The organism is Brasilonema sennae CENA114 (assembly GCF_006968745.1).
Lineage (GTDB): Bacteria > Cyanobacteriota > Cyanobacteriia > Cyanobacteriales > Nostocaceae > Brasilonema > Brasilonema sennae.
The window spans coordinates 4,746,242-4,761,947 of sequence record NZ_CP030118.1 but is presented as its reverse complement, the minus strand read 5'-3'; the positions used below and the strand labels follow the sequence as shown (position 1 = coordinate 4,761,947).

9 protein-coding genes are annotated in these 15,706 nt (G+C 43.0%); all 9 read left to right on the top strand.

Features of this window, described 5'->3' with window-relative positions:
* Positions 1-163 precede the first annotated feature (163 nt).
* The 9 genes from thrS to DP114_RS20045 all read left to right on the top strand — a co-directional run bounded on the left by thrS (position 164) and on the right by DP114_RS20045 (position 15,495).
* Positions 164-2,005, top strand: a complete 1,842-nt coding sequence (thrS, locus tag DP114_RS20090; protein WP_169268238.1) for a threonine--tRNA ligase — start codon at positions 164-166, stop codon at positions 2,003-2,005.
* Positions 2,006-2,129: 124 nt separating this feature from the next.
* A complete protein-coding gene (locus tag DP114_RS20085; protein WP_169268237.1) occupies positions 2,130-2,321 on the top strand; it encodes a hypothetical protein in 192 nt (63 codons plus the stop codon).
* Positions 2,306-2,611: a type II toxin-antitoxin system RelE/ParE family toxin gene (locus tag DP114_RS20080; RefSeq protein WP_169268236.1), complete on the top strand. Its 306-nt coding sequence runs from the start codon at positions 2,306-2,308 to the stop codon at positions 2,609-2,611. The genes DP114_RS20085 and DP114_RS20080 overlap by 16 nt, the downstream gene beginning before the upstream one ends.
* A gap of 241 nt (positions 2,612-2,852) precedes the next feature.
* Positions 2,853-3,599, top strand: coding sequence for a ferritin-like domain-containing protein (locus tag DP114_RS20075; protein WP_169268235.1), 747 nt, complete (start codon positions 2,853-2,855; stop codon positions 3,597-3,599).
* A 411-nt stretch (positions 3,600-4,010) separates the two neighbouring features.
* Positions 4,011-4,181 carry a hypothetical protein gene (locus DP114_RS20070; RefSeq protein WP_171976954.1) on the top strand — a complete coding sequence of 57 codons (171 nt, stop codon included), beginning with the start codon at positions 4,011-4,013 and terminating at the stop codon, positions 4,179-4,181.
* A 69-nt stretch (positions 4,182-4,250) separates the two neighbouring features.
* Entirely contained in the window at positions 4,251-6,404 is a 2,154-nt protein-coding gene (locus tag DP114_RS35180; RefSeq protein ID WP_246162598.1) for a response regulator, read from the top strand.
* A gap of 58 nt (positions 6,405-6,462) precedes the next feature.
* The gene (locus DP114_RS20055) at positions 6,463-13,344 is read left to right on the top strand and encodes a PAS domain S-box protein (RefSeq protein WP_171976953.1); all 6,882 of its coding nucleotides are present in this window, start codon (positions 6,463-6,465) and stop codon (positions 13,342-13,344) included.
* A complete protein-coding gene (locus DP114_RS20050; protein ID WP_169267586.1) occupies positions 13,337-13,714 on the top strand; it encodes a response regulator in 378 nt (125 codons plus the stop codon). The genes DP114_RS20055 and DP114_RS20050 overlap by 8 nt, the downstream gene beginning before the upstream one ends.
* Before the next feature lie 575 nt (positions 13,715-14,289).
* Positions 14,290-15,495: an AAA-like domain-containing protein gene (locus tag DP114_RS20045; RefSeq protein WP_171976952.1), complete on the top strand. Its 1,206-nt coding sequence runs from the start codon at positions 14,290-14,292 to the stop codon at positions 15,493-15,495.
* Positions 15,496-15,706: the final 211 nt, after the last annotated feature.

The window sequence follows — 15,706 nt, the reverse complement described above, 5'->3', positions numbered from 1 at the left end:
AGATAATTATATCCTTAAATGAATCGGGATCATCTTGCTAAAGACAGAAATTCTCATAAAATCACAAGTCCGACAAAACTGTAAAATAGCCCAGGTTTATATTTGGGTATGATTTGTCATAACCTCAACTCAAGAAATCATCATTATTACAATCACTTCGCTAATGGTACAGCAGCAAATATCGCCAAAATCATCTAGTCAGCAAGAACAAGTGGAAAAAATATATTTACCACGGACTTCAGAATCAGAGATCTTAAAGAAAATTCGCCATACCGCTTCTCATGTGATGGCGATGGCAGTACAGAAGCTGTTTCCCAAGGCGCAAGTCACAATTGGTCCTTGGATTGAAAATGGTTTTTACTATGACTTTGATAATCCGGAACCGTTTACCGATAAGGATTTAAAAGCCATTTACAAAGAAATGGTGAAAATTATCAATCAGAAATTGCCAGTCGTAAGAGAAGAAGTTAGTCGCGAAGAAGCTGAACGCCGTATTCAAGAAATTAACGAAGCTTATAAGCTAGAAATCTTATCAGATATCAAAGAGGAACCAATCACAATTTACCACTTAGGAGATAAATGGTGGGATTTGTGCGCTGGACCTCATGTGGAAAATACGAGCGAACTCAACCCGAAAGCGATTGATTTAGAAAGCGTTGCTGGCGCTTATTGGCGTGGCGATGAAACCAAAGCGCAGTTGCAACGCATCTACGCTACTGCTTGGGAAACGCCAGAACAATTAGCTGAGTATAAGCGACGTAAAGAAGAAGCACTGCGACGGGACCACCGAAAACTAGGTAAGGAATTAGGATTATTTATATTTTCTGACTTAGTGGGACCAGGGTTGCCCTTGTGGACACCCAAAGGAACTTTATTGAGGAGTCTTTTAGAAGACTTTCTCAAACAAGAACAACTCAAACGGGGATATTTACCAGTTGTCACTCCCCACATTGCCAGAGTGGATTTATTTAAAGTTTCCGGACATTGGCAGAAATATAAAGAAGACATGTTCCCGATAATGGCAGAGAATGAGGAAGCCGCAGAACATGAACAAGGCTTCGTCCTCAAACCCATGAACTGTCCTTTCCACATCCAGATATATAAAAGTGAGCTGCGTTCTTATCGGGAATTACCAATGCGGCTAGCGGAATTTGGTACCGTTTACCGCTACGAACAATCTGGGGAACTAGGTGGATTAACGCGAGTGCGTGGTTTTACGGTTGATGATTCTCACTTGTTTGTCACCCCAGAGCAACTAGACAGCGAATTCCTCAACGTGGTAGATCTGATTTTGTCTGTGTTCGGTAAACTGCAACTAAAAAACTTTAAAGCTAGACTGAGTTTTCGTGATCCAGCTAGTGATAAGTACATAGGTTCTGATGAAGCCTGGGAAAAAGCCCAAGGTGCAATTCGCCGTGCTGTGGAACAGCTAGGAATGGAGCACTTTGAAGGCATTGGGGAAGCCGCATTTTACGGTCCCAAACTCGACTTTATCTTCCGTGATGCCCTTGAGCGTGAATGGCAACTAGGAACCGTGCAGGTCGATTACAATCTGCCAGAAAGGTTTGATTTGGAGTACGTCGCTGAAGATGGTTCTCGCAAACGCCCAGTGATGATTCACCGTGCGCCTTTCGGTTCCTTGGAACGACTCATCGGTATTTTAATTGAAGAATACGCAGGAGATTTTCCTTTATGGTTGGCACCAATACAAGCAAGATTGCTGCCAGTGGGTGACGCTCAACTGGATTACGCAAAAGACGTGGTGGCGCAAATGAGAGATCTTGGTATCCGTGCTGAAGTTGATGTCAGTGGCGATCGCCTAGGTAAACTCATTCGCAATGCCGAGAAAGAAAAAATTCCCGTAATGGGTGTGGTGGGAGCAAAGGAGGTGGAAACCAACTCCCTAAGTATTCGCACGCGAACCTCTGGAGAGTTAGGAACTGTGCCTGTATCAGAAGTCTTAGACAAAATGAAACAAGCCATTGCTAACTACGACAACCTTTAACACAAGGTAGAGATAAGGGTTTACCCTGAGCGGACTTGTGCTGAGCGCAGCCGAGGCAGCCGAAGGGTGAGCTGTGTGCTTGCCCTTAAAAATTACTTCATATAAATATTCTCAAAAAAATGCTATGACTACTACAAAAGAAAAAGTCCAATCTTTGTTGAGCAAATTACCAGACGATTGTTCTGTGGAAGATGTTCAATATCATCTGTACGTACTTGAAAAAGTCCGTCTGGGATTGGTAGTGGTTGACAATCGAGAAACTCTCATCTCTCAAGAAGAAGCCGAGGCGCTGTTAAGAAAATGGCTTATCGAGTAGTTTGGTCTCCCAAAGCCCTCGAAGATGTAGACGCGATCGCGGCATACATATTTCGTGACTCCGCGTCCTTTTCTGCCACAGTAGTCCGGAAGATACTTGACTCATCTGATAAGTTGAGCTCCAGTCCTTATTCAGGTTCTGTCGTTCCAGAATTTAATGAGGATACCATCAGGGAACTGTTTGCTTACACTTATCGAATCATTTATCAAATTCAAGAGGACACCGTAACTATTGGGGCAGTCATTCATGGTAAAAGGCTCTTGGCTCAACGTCTAGATATAGATAGATAAGCCAAGAAACCTTTCTCCAGACAAAAAGCAACAATCAACAAGGGTGGGCAATGCTCACCCTTCTACAATTTTTGATAGTACAAAACACAAAATCGATTTTTTAACTGAAGTTTATCGTTCCTTGCCTCTCAATACGGTTCGCTTAAGGGGTAAAGGGTAAGGGCCTAGTTTTGATCACACAAATCAAAAATGAGGATTAGTATAAGGAATGTAACTTCCTCACAATCCGCGCGACTTACTCATGAACTTCTCGACTTATGTCATGCACTTAGTTGGTTCTGGTGCGATGGCTTATTATTATGCTTTGCAAATCCGTGATCTCAAAACCCGCCCGAATGTGCTTGCAGGCTTTCAGTTAGCTGAGTCTGGTTCAGTTCCATATCTGACAAAGCTGGGCGATCGCGCAGCAGCAGAAGGCGACACATGGCTTGCCGAAAAGCTGGCAAAACACGCATCCGATGAAAATAGGCACGGTCAAATTTTTGCCCATGCCTTAAAACAACTTAACAAAAAAGTTATAGATTTCAAAAGTTTGCCTCAGAATACAGAGGAAAAGAAAACTCAACAACGGCGCAGCCCCTTCTTTGCTGCATACTATGAAGGTTACTCTCAAGAGCAGCTTAAACCTGAGACAATTGATTGGGATGTGTTCATGGCTAGCACCTACATCTTAGAATTGGATGCAAGCAAAGACTTTACCCGCATGGCGAACGTGTTACCTGAACATGATCCAATTGCTCGTAACCTCAAACTAGGGATGTTGAGCATTGCTAATGATGAAACAGGTCATGCGGCATATCTTTATGAAGCCATGACACGGCGGATGTCTGCAAGCAAAGTGCCGCAACTCGTGGATCAGTGGCGTACTCGTAAGGTCAACGCCTTGGTAGCATTTGCAGGTAATATGTTGCAAGGCAATGAAAATAGATCTTCTTTGGTGCAAGATGGTGCGCCATCGGAGAGTGAATCTGAGTTGATGGTTGCGTAAAGAAGAAGGGGTGTAAGGGGGTAAGGGGAGCCAGTGCGTTGGGGAGCCAGTACTGCCAAGAGTTGTGCCTTGCGGAGCCAGTACTGCAGGAGGGTTTCCCGACAGAGGTATCTGGCGTCGGGTTCCCCGCGTTGTGGCAACTAGCCCCGAAGGGGGCGCTACGCAAACGGAGAGGGTTTCCCGACAGAGGTATCTGGCGTTCGGGTTTCCCGACTTGTAGACGCCCTTGGCGGCTTCCCGCAGGGTAGCACCTGGCGTTGTAAGGGGGTAGGGAAAAGAAAGTAAAACACTCTTACCTCAGATCTTGCACCTCGACCTGAATACGCCTTGAACTGAAGTTCAAGGCTTATAACCAAAGTCCGTTAAAACGGACTCAAACGCATATCCAGTAAGCTTTAGCTTACTTGAGCTTTGAGCCAAGAAATTTATTTCTTGGCGGACAAGAATTATGGTGCAAGATCTGAGTTACCCAATCTTATTCCAAAGTTACACCCCTTTCTTGGTCATCAAAACCCTGGTACCGAACCACTATTAGACGAAGTGCTGGAAGCGCAATTATTCCAAGCAATTTCCTATCAATAAAAATGATATCTTAGCAAATGCTAATGTAAAAAAATCAGTGGTCCAAAAGTCAGTTAATAGGTAGAGGTTGTGAAAATTCTGCTGGTAGAGGACGATCTCCCAACCGCAGCAGTACTGTGTGAGGTTCTTACGGCTCAGTACTATACGGTTGATCTGGCAAGGCATGGTCAAGATGGGTTGGTATTAGCAACATCATCGAACTTTGACTTGATCTTGTTGGATCTGCTGATTCCCAAACTCGATGGTATTAGTCTTTGCCGTCAACTTCGCGCTCAAGGAGTTCAAAAGCCGATTCTCTTACTTACCGCCAAAGATCACAGTGCTGATGTGGTCAAGGGATTGGATGCGGGCGCAGACGATTATATCACAAAACCCTACGAGTTGTCTGAATTGCTAGCACGGATGCGGGCGTTGCTGCGTAGAGGACAAACCGAGCTAGCGCCAGCCGTCCTGACGTGGGAGAATCTTTGCATCAATCCTGTGTCGGCAGAAGTAACTTACAAAGGGCAACTTATATCTCTAACCCCCAAAGAATATAGCCTGCTGGGGCTGTTCCTGCGTAATCCGCAGCGTATCTTTAGCCGCAGTGACATCATTGATCGCCTTTGGTCAATGGATGCCATACCTAGCGAAGGAACTGTGACTAATCTGATTAAAGACTTGCGGCACAAGCTAAAGGCTCAGGGAATGTCCGCCGAGGTACTAGAAACCGTCTATGGCTTGGGCTATCGACTTAAGACTCCACCGAAGACTGGGGGAACAAAGGGTGTGTTCTCTGGTGAACAGGGCGGACAGATACACAGACTTCCAGAAGCAGGGAAAGGAAAACGTCAAACAAATCTTGCTTCAGTCAACAAAGTCATAAAACGTTACAAAGATACGTTTGTCCAACGGGTAACTTTGCTAGAACAAGTAGAACTTGCCTTACTGGCAGGGAAATTGCAGCCCGAACTCCAGCACCGTGCGAGCAACGAAGCACACAAACTGGCAGGGACACTGGGATCGTTTGGCTACCAGACGGGATCGAAGTTAGCGCAGGCGATTGAACATCTCCTCATAGACGACAAGCCTTTAGCGCCAACGCAAGCCCCTCAACTCTCAAGACTCCTGAGCGAACTCAAAGGGGCGCTCAGCAAACCTCCCACACCACTAACGGAAGAACAGCTTGAGCCAACTCAAATTCCTCTGGTGCTCGTTATTGATGATGCTGACTTTTCACGTCATGTGGAAAAACCAACGTCAAACCTAACCCCCCAGCCCCCTGACCCTAATCCCCAACGCCAGTCGCCTCAAGTCGGGAAACCCGCCCACGGCGCTGGCTCCTCCGTGGGGGCCCCGAGTTCCCTAAAAGGGAAGGGGGAGAATTCAAAGCCTCTCAAAAAGCAGGAGAGAGGAATGGAAGCGAGGTTGACCGATCCCGTGAAAAGTAAGATCGATGATCAATCCTTGAGCAATCAACTGAAAACCGAAGCTATGAGTTGGGGAGTGCGGATTGAAGTGGTTAGTAATTGGGCGATCGCTCTGGCAGTGATTTCTCAATCTCCCCAGGCTGTTTTGCTTAATCTCAATGGACAAGATCCGGTTGAAAACAGTTTAACCTTGCTGCAAAAACTCAAGGAGCAGCTTCCCACGACACCAATTTTGGTAATAACAGAGCAAGACAATCTTACACACAGAGTTGCTGTTTCTCGTTTGGGAGTACAACGATTTTTACACAAGCCAGTGGGCACAGCTGAAATATTTGAGGCGATACGCGAAGCGTCAAGCCTTCGGCTTATCGCCCAAGTTCTGCCCAAATCTCAAGCTTCCCAAGCCAAAGTGATGATTTTAGACGACGATCCAATAGCACTGGAGCTATTAAGCAATCTGCTGCAACCTTGGGGGCTGAGGGTGAAGACTTTGCAAGATCCCCAACAGTTTTGGGAGGTATTAACTACCGTAACACCTGACTTACTCCTGATCGACTTGGAAATGCCAACATACAGTGGCGTTGATTTGTGCCGCGTAGTGCGACAAGATCCTAAGTGGGGAAATTTGCCGATTTTGGTGGTTACTGCTCATACAGACTTAGAATCGATTCAGCAGGTATTTGCGGCGGGAGCCGATGATTTTATCGGTAAGCCTGTAGTAGGACCTGAATTAGTCACCCGTGTTATCAGTCGCATTGATCGCTCCCGCTTACAGCAAGAACTAAAAACCTTGAAGCGGCGAATAGGAACTTAAACCAAACAATTCGTCATTCCTAATTAATTCAAATATCAGAGCCACCTAACTTAAGTTGATGATTACCATCCGAGGCTACCAACTGCTTGCCCAAATCTACGAAAGTGTTAATTCCTTGGTGTATCGAGGTATCCGAGAGGAAGGTAATCAACCTGTTATTCTCAAAGTTCTCAAAGATGACTATCCCACACCATCTGAGTTGACTCGATATAAGCAGGAATATGAAATAACTCGAAATCTCAATTTAGATGGAGTGGTTAAGGCGTATGGCTTAGAACCGATAGAGAGAACTCTGGTCATTATCCTTGAGGATTTTGGCGCAACATCCTTAAGTCTATTAAAGGAAGCAGGAGGGAGTTTTTGCCTTTCCCCAATTTTTTCTTTACTAGAATTTCTCAAGCTTGCCATCAAGATAGCTGAGATTTTGGGTACGATTCACAACAGCAATGTCATCCACAAAGACATTAACCCTTCCAATATTGTTCTCAACCCAGTAACTGGACAACTCAAAATCATTGACTTTGGTATTTCCACTTTCATTAGTCGTTCTCATCCGACCTTGAAAAATCCCAATGTTTTAGAAGGCACTTTAGCTTATATCTCACCGGAACAGACGGGACGAATGAATCGGAGTCTTAATTACCGCACGGACTTTTACTCTCTCGGTGTTACCTTCTACGAACTGCTGACAGGAAAACTACCATTCCAAACGAATGATGCCCTAGAGTTAGTACATTGTCATATCGCCCAACACCCAATTCCACCCCATCAGCTTGTAGAGAGTAAGGGCGGTACAGTTATTCCCAAGATAGTTTCAGATATTGTGATGAAATTGATGAGGAAAACTGCAGAAGAACGATACCAAAGTGCTTGGGGGCTAAAAGCTGATTTAGAAAAATGCCTTCAGCAATTACAAACAACTGGCAACATTGAATCGTTTTCCCTTGGTTCTACTGATATTTCCGACAAGTTTCAAATACCCCAAAAACTCTATGGACGTGAGGCAGAAGTTGAAACTTTACTGTCAGCGTTTGTTCGCGTAGCGTCTCCGCAGGAGAAACGAGTCGCAGGCGGAAGAGGAGAGGAAAACCCCCAATCATCACTCACGACTCACCAATCCCTAATCCAAAATCAAAAATCAAAAATCGAAATGATGTTGGTGACAGGTTATTCTGGTGTTGGAAAATCAGCTTTAGTACGAGAAATTTATAAACCTATTACTGAAAAACACGGTTATTTCATAACTGGTAAATTTGACCAGTTTAAGCGAAATATCCCTTACTCTGCTATTGTAAGCGCGTTCAGCGGATTGGTATACCAACTGTTAGCTGAAACTGAAGCGCAGCTTGAGCAATGGCGAGAAAAACTTCGACTTGCTTTGGGTTCTAATGCTCAAGTCATTATTGATGTCCTTCCGGAAGTGGAACTGATTGTTGGCAAACAGCCATCTGTGCCACAATTAGGCGCTACTGAGTCGCAAAATCGCTTTAACCTTGTTTTCCAAAACTTCATCCGGACATTCTGTCTAAAAGAGCATCCCATAGTCATCTTTTTGGATGATTTGCAGTGGGCAGATTCCGCCAGTCTTAAGTTGATAGACCTCATGATGACAGATGCAGATACACAATATCTGTTTCTGATTGGAGCGTATCGAGATAATGAAGTCAACTGCACTCATCCATTGATGATGACTCTTGATAGGTTGCGTAATGTTGGAGCTATTATCAATTCTATTACCTTAGCTCCTTTACAAACTGAGTCTATCAGCAAGTTAATTGCTGATACATTGCATGCAGACATGCCATCAGTCAACCAGTTGGCATCCCTTATAGTGCGTAAAACTGATGGCAATCCTTTCTTCGTTAATCAATTTTTGAAAACACTGCACGCGGAGAATTTCCTGACTTTTGATTTTGAACGCAATGGTTGGCAATGGAACTTAGCTCAAATTCAGGCAATGAATATCACTGACAATGTGGTGGAGTTGATGATTGGTGAGTTAAATAAATTGCCAGAATCCACACAGCAGATTTTGCGTTTAGCAGCTTGTGTTGGTGCTGAATTTGACTTAAAAACCCTTTCTATTATTTGTGAAAAATCTCATGGCGAAGTTTTTTATGACTTAATGACAGCAGTTCAATCCGGATTAATCTTATGTATATCTGAGTTAGATACAAACCTATTCATTCAAGATTATAAATTTTTACATGACCGAGTACAACAAGCAGCTTATGCTTTGATAGATGATGAGCAAAAAACAACCCTTCACCTAGAAATAGGTCACCTACTATTACAGAATACCTCAGCAGATGCTTTATTAGATGGGTTATTTGAAATTGTCGATCATCTCAATCTTGGGCTTGAATTAGTAACCCATCAACAAGAGCGAAATGAAATTGCCAAACTCAATCTGATGGCTGGTCAAAAAGCCAAAGCAGCAACAGCTTATGGCGCAGCACTTGAGTATTTGAATACAGGGCTAAAACTTTTAAATGCAGATAGTTGGCAGCAAAAATATGACTTAACTCTAGCGTTGTACGAAGAAGCAGCAGAGGCGGCGTATCTGAATCGGGATTTTATCACAATGGAGCAATTGGCTCTAGTTGTGTTAAAAAATGCCAAAACAGTGCTAGATAAAATAAGAGTTTATGATGCAAAAATTCAAGCTTTTGTGTCAGAGGGCAACCTCAAAGAAGCTGTTCAAATCGGGCTGCAAGTACTAAATTTGTTAGGAGTGATATTACCAGAAGAACCAAGCCAGTTAGATATTAAAAAAGGATTGGAGGAAACAGCTTCACTTTTTGAGGGGCAAAAAATTGAGGACTTAATCGACCTACCAAAGATGACCGAACCCGACAAGCTAGCAGCAATGCTTGTCCTATCGAGTATAGCATCAGCTTCGTTTATAGCGGCTCCTAATCTTTTCTTGCTGATTGCACTATCAAAAATTAATTTATCTATCAAATATGGCAATGCAGAATTATCGGCATTTGCTTATGGTCAGTATACAGTTGTTCTGTGTGGAATACTCCAAGACTATGAGTCAGCTTATAACTTTGGCAAACTCTCTGTAATTTTGGGTGAACGCTTAAATGCTCAGAAAGAAAAAGCCAAAATCTGCTTGGGATTTGGTGCTCACTCAATGCACTGGAAGGAGCATATCAAGGAAACAATATCTATTTTGATTGACGGCTATCAAAGCGGAGTTGAAACGGGTGATTTTGAATATGCTGGTTATTGTGCTTGTTATGTTTGTGAACATTTATACTTTCTTGGTTCTGAACTGACACAGTTAGAACAAGAGATAGCGATTTATAGTAAAGCGATCGCTCGAATCAACCAAGAAGCATCTTTTAATTGGACAGCAATCTTTCGACAAGCAGTCCTCAATTTGTTAGGTAAAGCTGAAAATCCCATCCGCTTATTTGGTGATGCCTATAACGAGGAGCAAAGCCTACCACTTGCTATCAAAGCCAATAATAGAATAGAACTGTTATTTTTTTACTTAAATAAACTTATATTGTGTTATTTATTTGGTGACACTCAACAAGCCGTCCAAAATGCAGTACTCGCGAAACCATATCTAGAAGGATTAAGTACAATGCTAGTTACTGGTTTACTGCATTTTTATGACTCGCTTGCACATTTGGGTGCATTTGTCGAGGCTTCAAACTCCGACAAAGAAACTTACCTTAATCGAGTGAATGCAAACCAAAAGAAGATGCAGAAATGGGCATTTCATGCGCCGATGAATTATCTGCATAAATTTTATTTAGTCGAGGCAGAGAAAGCACGAGTTTTCGGTCAATTTTTTGAAGCTGAGGAGTTTTACGAAAAAGCAATTCAAGGAGCAAGGGAAAACGAATTCATTCAAGAAGAAGCTTTAGCTTATGAGTTAGCTGCCAAGTTTTATTTAGCGCGTGGTAGATTGAAGTTTGCCCAAACTTATATGCAAGAAGCTCATTACACCTACACACGCTGGGGAGCAACAGCAAAGGTAAAGGATTTAGAACAATGCTATCCCCAATTTTTTCCTAAAACAGCACAGAGGAACAAAGCTTACACCCCTAATGCAATTTTCAGTACCGATTCAAAAACATCTAGTGAACTCGATTTGAGCAGCGTTCTCAAAGCCTCACAAACCCTGTCGAGTGAAATTGTGTTAACTACGCTCTTAGAAAAGATGATGAAAATTGTCTTGGAGAATGCAGGGGCACAGAAAGGTTATCTCCTGAGTTTTAAATCTCAGCTTGAGCCTGGGAACAAGAATGGGCAATGGGTGATTGAGGCATCAGGAACTGTTGATAATAATGAGTTCAAAATATTACCATCTATTCCTATTGAAACAGTTGGTGGCAGCAGTCATAACCGTATGGTTTGTGATGCGATCATCAATTACGTTATCCGTACTCAAGAAAGTGTTGTTTTGAATGATGCTTCTGGTGAAGGCAATTTCATTCGTACTCCTTACATTGTTAAACAGCAACCGAAATCAATTTTGTGTGCGCCCCTGCTCAATCAAGGTAGTCTGGTAGGTATTTTATACCTGGAAAATAATTTGACAACTGGAGCTTTTACGCCAGACAGATTGGAAGTCTTGAAACTGTTATCTTCGCAGGCAGCAATTTCGATTGAAAATGCCAAGCTTTATGCCGAAGTGCGTGAAAGTGAGAGGAGGCTGACTCAATTTTTAGAGGCAATACCCATAGGTATCGGAGTGATAAATGCTCAAGGTATACCATGCTATACCAATCGCATGGCAGTGGAATTACTGGGTAAAGGAGTTGTGCCATCAGCTACAGCCGAACAATTGGGAGAAGTTTATCAACTTTATGTTACGGGGACATCTGAGCAATACCCGAGTGAACAATTACCAATTGTGCGGGCGTTGAGGGGGGATCAGGCGATCGCAGATGATATAGAAATCCACCAAGGAGGTAAGATTATTCCCATCGAAGGTCAAGGAACACCCATTTTTGATGAAAAGGGTAACATTGCGTATGCGATTACCACGTTTCAAGATATCACAGAACGCAAACAAGCTCAGCAGATTTTAACTGACTATAATCGTACTTTAGAAAAGCAAGTTACTCAAAGGACAGCCGCTTTACAAGAGAGTGAAGCGACTTTAAAAGCTGCTCAACGAGTTGCTCATGTGGGAAACTGGGAATTTAATCTCATTACACGGAAATTTAGATGGTCAGAAGAACAATTTCGCATTTTTGGTCTTGATCCAACTCAAGGCGAACCAACGTACGAACAATACATCCAGCAGATTCATGTAGATGACCGAGCACCAGTGCAAGAGGGCTACGCGCGAACGATGAAGACTGGCAGAGGCGAGGAATTAGATTTTCGTATTATACGCCCTAATGGTGAAGTTCGACACGTTTATCGAAGATATGAGGCTGTCATCAACGAGCAAGGGCAGGTGATAAAATTTTTCGGAACGATACTTGATATTACGGAGCGCAAACAGGCAGAATTAGAACTGCAACAGCAAAAAGACTTGCGCGAGGCGATTTACAACGAATCTGCCGATGCTCTGTTTCTGGTCGATTCTAAAACATTACTGATTTCTGACTGCAATTATCGAGCAGTAGAACTATTTGAAGTGGACAGTAAAGCCGAACTGCTTGGCATCCAAGGGCACACACTTCAGCTTCGTCCATTTTCCTCAAACGAATTAAAGGAAATCGTCACAGAAATTGACCAAAAAGGCTTCTGGAATCGGGAAATTGAATATGTAACCCGAAAAGGAAATCTATTCTGGGGCAACCTGGCTACTAAGCGCGTTTCAATAGCTAATCAAGTTCTCAATCTAGTGCGGATAACAGATATTACCGAGATAAAACAAGCCGAAAGAGCTTTGCGTGAAAGTGAAGAGCGGTTCCGCTATGCGTTTCATGATGCCCCCATTGGTATGGCGCTGTTGGGATTAAATCATCGCTGGCTACAAATCAATCCGATGCTAGGTGAAATGCTTGGCTGTTCTGAATCAGAGTTACTAAACGTGAACGCATTTGAGCGAATTCACCCAGAAGATGTTAATCAACTTCAGGATTGCATTAAGCAAGTCCTCACTAACGAAAATCGCAATGCTCAAGTGGAGTTGCGCTACTTGTGCAGCGGAGGACGCATCGCTTGGGGACTAACGAGCTTGTCGTTGGTACGAGATTCCCACAACGGGTCTTTGTATTATGTCACACAGATCCAAGATATCAGCGAACAGCGGGCTATTGAGCAGATGAAAAATGAATTTATTTCCGTTGTGAGTCATGAACTTCGCACCCCGCTTACGGCGATTCGAGGATTTTTAGGCTTGCTCAATACTGGTATGTACGACAACAAACCCGAAAAAGCCAAACGAATGCTCCAGCAAGCTTTGACAAACAGCGATCGCCTCGTACGTCTAGTTAATGACATCCTTGATTTGGAACGCTTATCTTCAGGGCGAGTGCAGCTTGTGAAGGAGGTAAGTCAAGCAGAAGATTTAATGCAACGAGCGGTTGAAGGGGTACAGTCAATCGCTCTTGGAGCCTCCATTACACTCTCGATTACTCCCACCACTGCTTGCGTCTGGGCTTCCCCCGAGTCTATTATTCAAACACTAACCAATCTGTTGAGCAACGCCATCAAGTTCTCCCCCCCTAACTCGGTTATTACCTTATCAGCCCAACCTCAGTTTGACTCAGTTCTGTTTCAAGTCAAAGATCAAGGTAGAGGGATTCCCGCCGACAAGCTAGAAACAATTTTTGAACGCTTCCAACAGGTTGACGTTTCCGATTCTCGTGCTAAAGGAGGAACCGGCTTAGGTTTAGCGATTTGCCAAAGTATTGTTCAACAACATCAGGGCAGTATTTGGGCACAGAGCAAGCTGGGTGAAGGCAGCACTTTTTATTTTACATTGCCAATATCATCAAGAGAAAATCATGACTAAACGCATCCTTGTTATTGATGATGAAGAATCGCTGCAAGACCTTATCTGCACTTGCTTGGAGGATTTGGGAGGGTGGGAGACACAATCTGCCCAATCGGGTCATGAAGGACTTCTTAAAGTCCAAGAGTATATTTTTGATGTTATTCTCCTTGATGTATCAATGCCCGAAATGGATGGCTTTCAATTCTACGAGCAACTCAGAGCCAATCCAACAACTCAAACGATTCCGGTGATTTTGCTAACGGCTAAGGTATTACCCGACGAGCGTAGGCGCTTTACTCAAATGGATATCGCTGGAATTATCACCAAGCCCTTCAATCCAACGCTGATTTGCGAACAAGTAGCCCAACTGATGGATTGGAGTGAGTAGATCTCGGCGTTAAATTTTATAGCAGGGAACAGGGAACAGGGAACAGGGAACAGGGAACAGGGAACAGGGAACAGGGAACAGGGAACGGGGAACAGGGAACTACTAAGACGAAGCTAATTCACAAGTTAATAAGGGCGATCGCTCGCGCGATCTGATGGAATTTGTCGGCTGAGAATGAATCTACTATTTGAGCCAGAGTCGTTTGAGAAAAAATTTAGCATCCCTATAAGTTCCTTATTTTTTATTGATATGTTTAGCGCATAAGGTTGGGAAAAGGAAGTTTTAAAAAATCCCTAGCATTCTGACTGGAATAAAATGCAGCAACCTTGGTGTCCGCCCGGAGGGCGGACACCGCCTCAAAGAGCTGCTATTGGATATAACTAGTCGATAAAGGCTGAAATATGCACACAGCAGGGTTTATAAAAAACTTTTTTGTTTACTGACCTTATGTATGAATTTAATCACACCGATTCCCCGTAAGTATTTGAAACAGAGGTTCGAGTGTCCTAGCTTGTTGTTACTGCTGATTCAATCTCTTTGTTTTCAATCTCTTTGTTTTCTAATAACAACTTAATATGCCGTATCAAGTTGCTGGTAGCCTTCGTAATGACGATCTTTCATATGTTGTTCGTCAGGCAGACGATCAACTTTATGCTAGCTTGAAAGCTGGCGATTTCTGTTATGTCTTAAACTCTCGCCAGATGGGTAAGTCATCTTTACTACAGCGGACAATTTCGCGTCTAAGCGAAGAAGGCTATGAATGCCTTTATTTGGACATGAACAGATTGGCTACCAATAATATTACACAAGAACAATGGTATAAAAGCGTTATTTTTAGCTTGTTCCACAGCTTAAATCTTAGACAACAAGTCGATTTCCAAAAATGGTGGGATATACAAGCAGGTACTTCTTCGGTGCAAAAATTACACCAGTTTGTGGAAGAAGTCTTGTTGATACATATTCAAAGCAAATCTCGCAAAGACGGCAAAGCCGAAGGCATTTTTATCTTCATTGATGAGATTGATAGTCTGTTGAGTTTGAATTTTCCTGTCGATGACTTTTTTGCTTGGATTTCTCATTGCTACAATCAGCAGGCAGACAACCCGAATTTTCAACGTTTGGGATTTGCACTATTTGGGGTAGCCAATCCATCTGATCTAATTTCTGACAAATACCCCACACTTTTTAATATGGGTATTCCAATAGAGTTACATGACTTTGAATTGCATGAAGTCACTCCTCTGGTTCAAAGGTTAGAGGAAGCGATTAGCCAAAGCAAAACTGTTATGCGAGAGATTATCTACTGGACAGGAGGACAGCCATTTCTTACCCAAAAACTTTGTCAGTTAATAGTTCAAACTGCCTTAAAAACATCTAAAAAAACAATTGATTTACCAAGAAACACAGAAGCGTTATGGGTAGAACAATTGGTGAAAACGCATATTATCCAACACTGGGAAGTAAAAGACGATCTAGAACACCTCCACACGATTCGCGATCGCCTACTTTTTAACAAACAGCGTGCAGTCCGATTGTTGAGTGTTATAAAGCAAGTGTTGCAAGCAGAAGAAAGTCAAACATCTGGTGTACGTACCGACGACAGTCGAGAACAGACAGAACTTTTACTATCCGGATTGGTTGAAAAGCGCGACGGCTATCTTAAAATGAAAAATCCCATCTACCGTAGTGTCTTCAATTCTGAATGGGTGAGTAGACAATTAACCCAAGTCAGCTTTACCAAAAAGTTTTCCAGAAGCCTTACTAGCCTTTCATTGAACTAGGAATGCAATCCACCGAAATCAGCTTATGGACAGCCCTGCTACTATACCATCACTCTGCGATAGTTATGTTAACTATAGTTAAAGACGTGATTAATTTTGAATACTTGCTTACGAAACACAGGGGTGTAAGGGTGTAGGGGTGTAAGGGAAAAAGGTGTTTCTTTCATATTTTGCTGACTACGAAGCCGCTAGTTGCAGGCTCAGATCTTGC

Excerpts from the sequence above, each read along its gene's own strand:
- thrS (WP_169268238.1), top strand. The coding sequence starts at position 164 with ATGGTACAGCAGCAAATATCGCCAAAATCATCTAGTCAGCAAGAACAA.
- DP114_RS20085 (WP_169268237.1), top strand. The coding sequence starts at position 2,130 with ATGACTACTACAAAAGAAAAAGTCCAATCTTTGTTGAGCAAATTACCA.
- DP114_RS20080 (WP_169268236.1), top strand. The coding sequence starts at position 2,306 with ATGGCTTATCGAGTAGTTTGGTCTCCCAAAGCCCTCGAAGATGTAGAC.
- DP114_RS20075 (WP_169268235.1), top strand. The coding sequence starts at position 2,853 with ATGAACTTCTCGACTTATGTCATGCACTTAGTTGGTTCTGGTGCGATG.
- DP114_RS20055 (WP_171976953.1), top strand. The coding sequence starts at position 6,463 with ATGATTACCATCCGAGGCTACCAACTGCTTGCCCAAATCTACGAAAGT.
- DP114_RS20050 (WP_169267586.1), top strand. The coding sequence starts at position 13,337 with ATGACTAAACGCATCCTTGTTATTGATGATGAAGAATCGCTGCAAGAC.
- DP114_RS20045 (WP_171976952.1), top strand. The coding sequence starts at position 14,290 with ATGCCGTATCAAGTTGCTGGTAGCCTTCGTAATGACGATCTTTCATAT.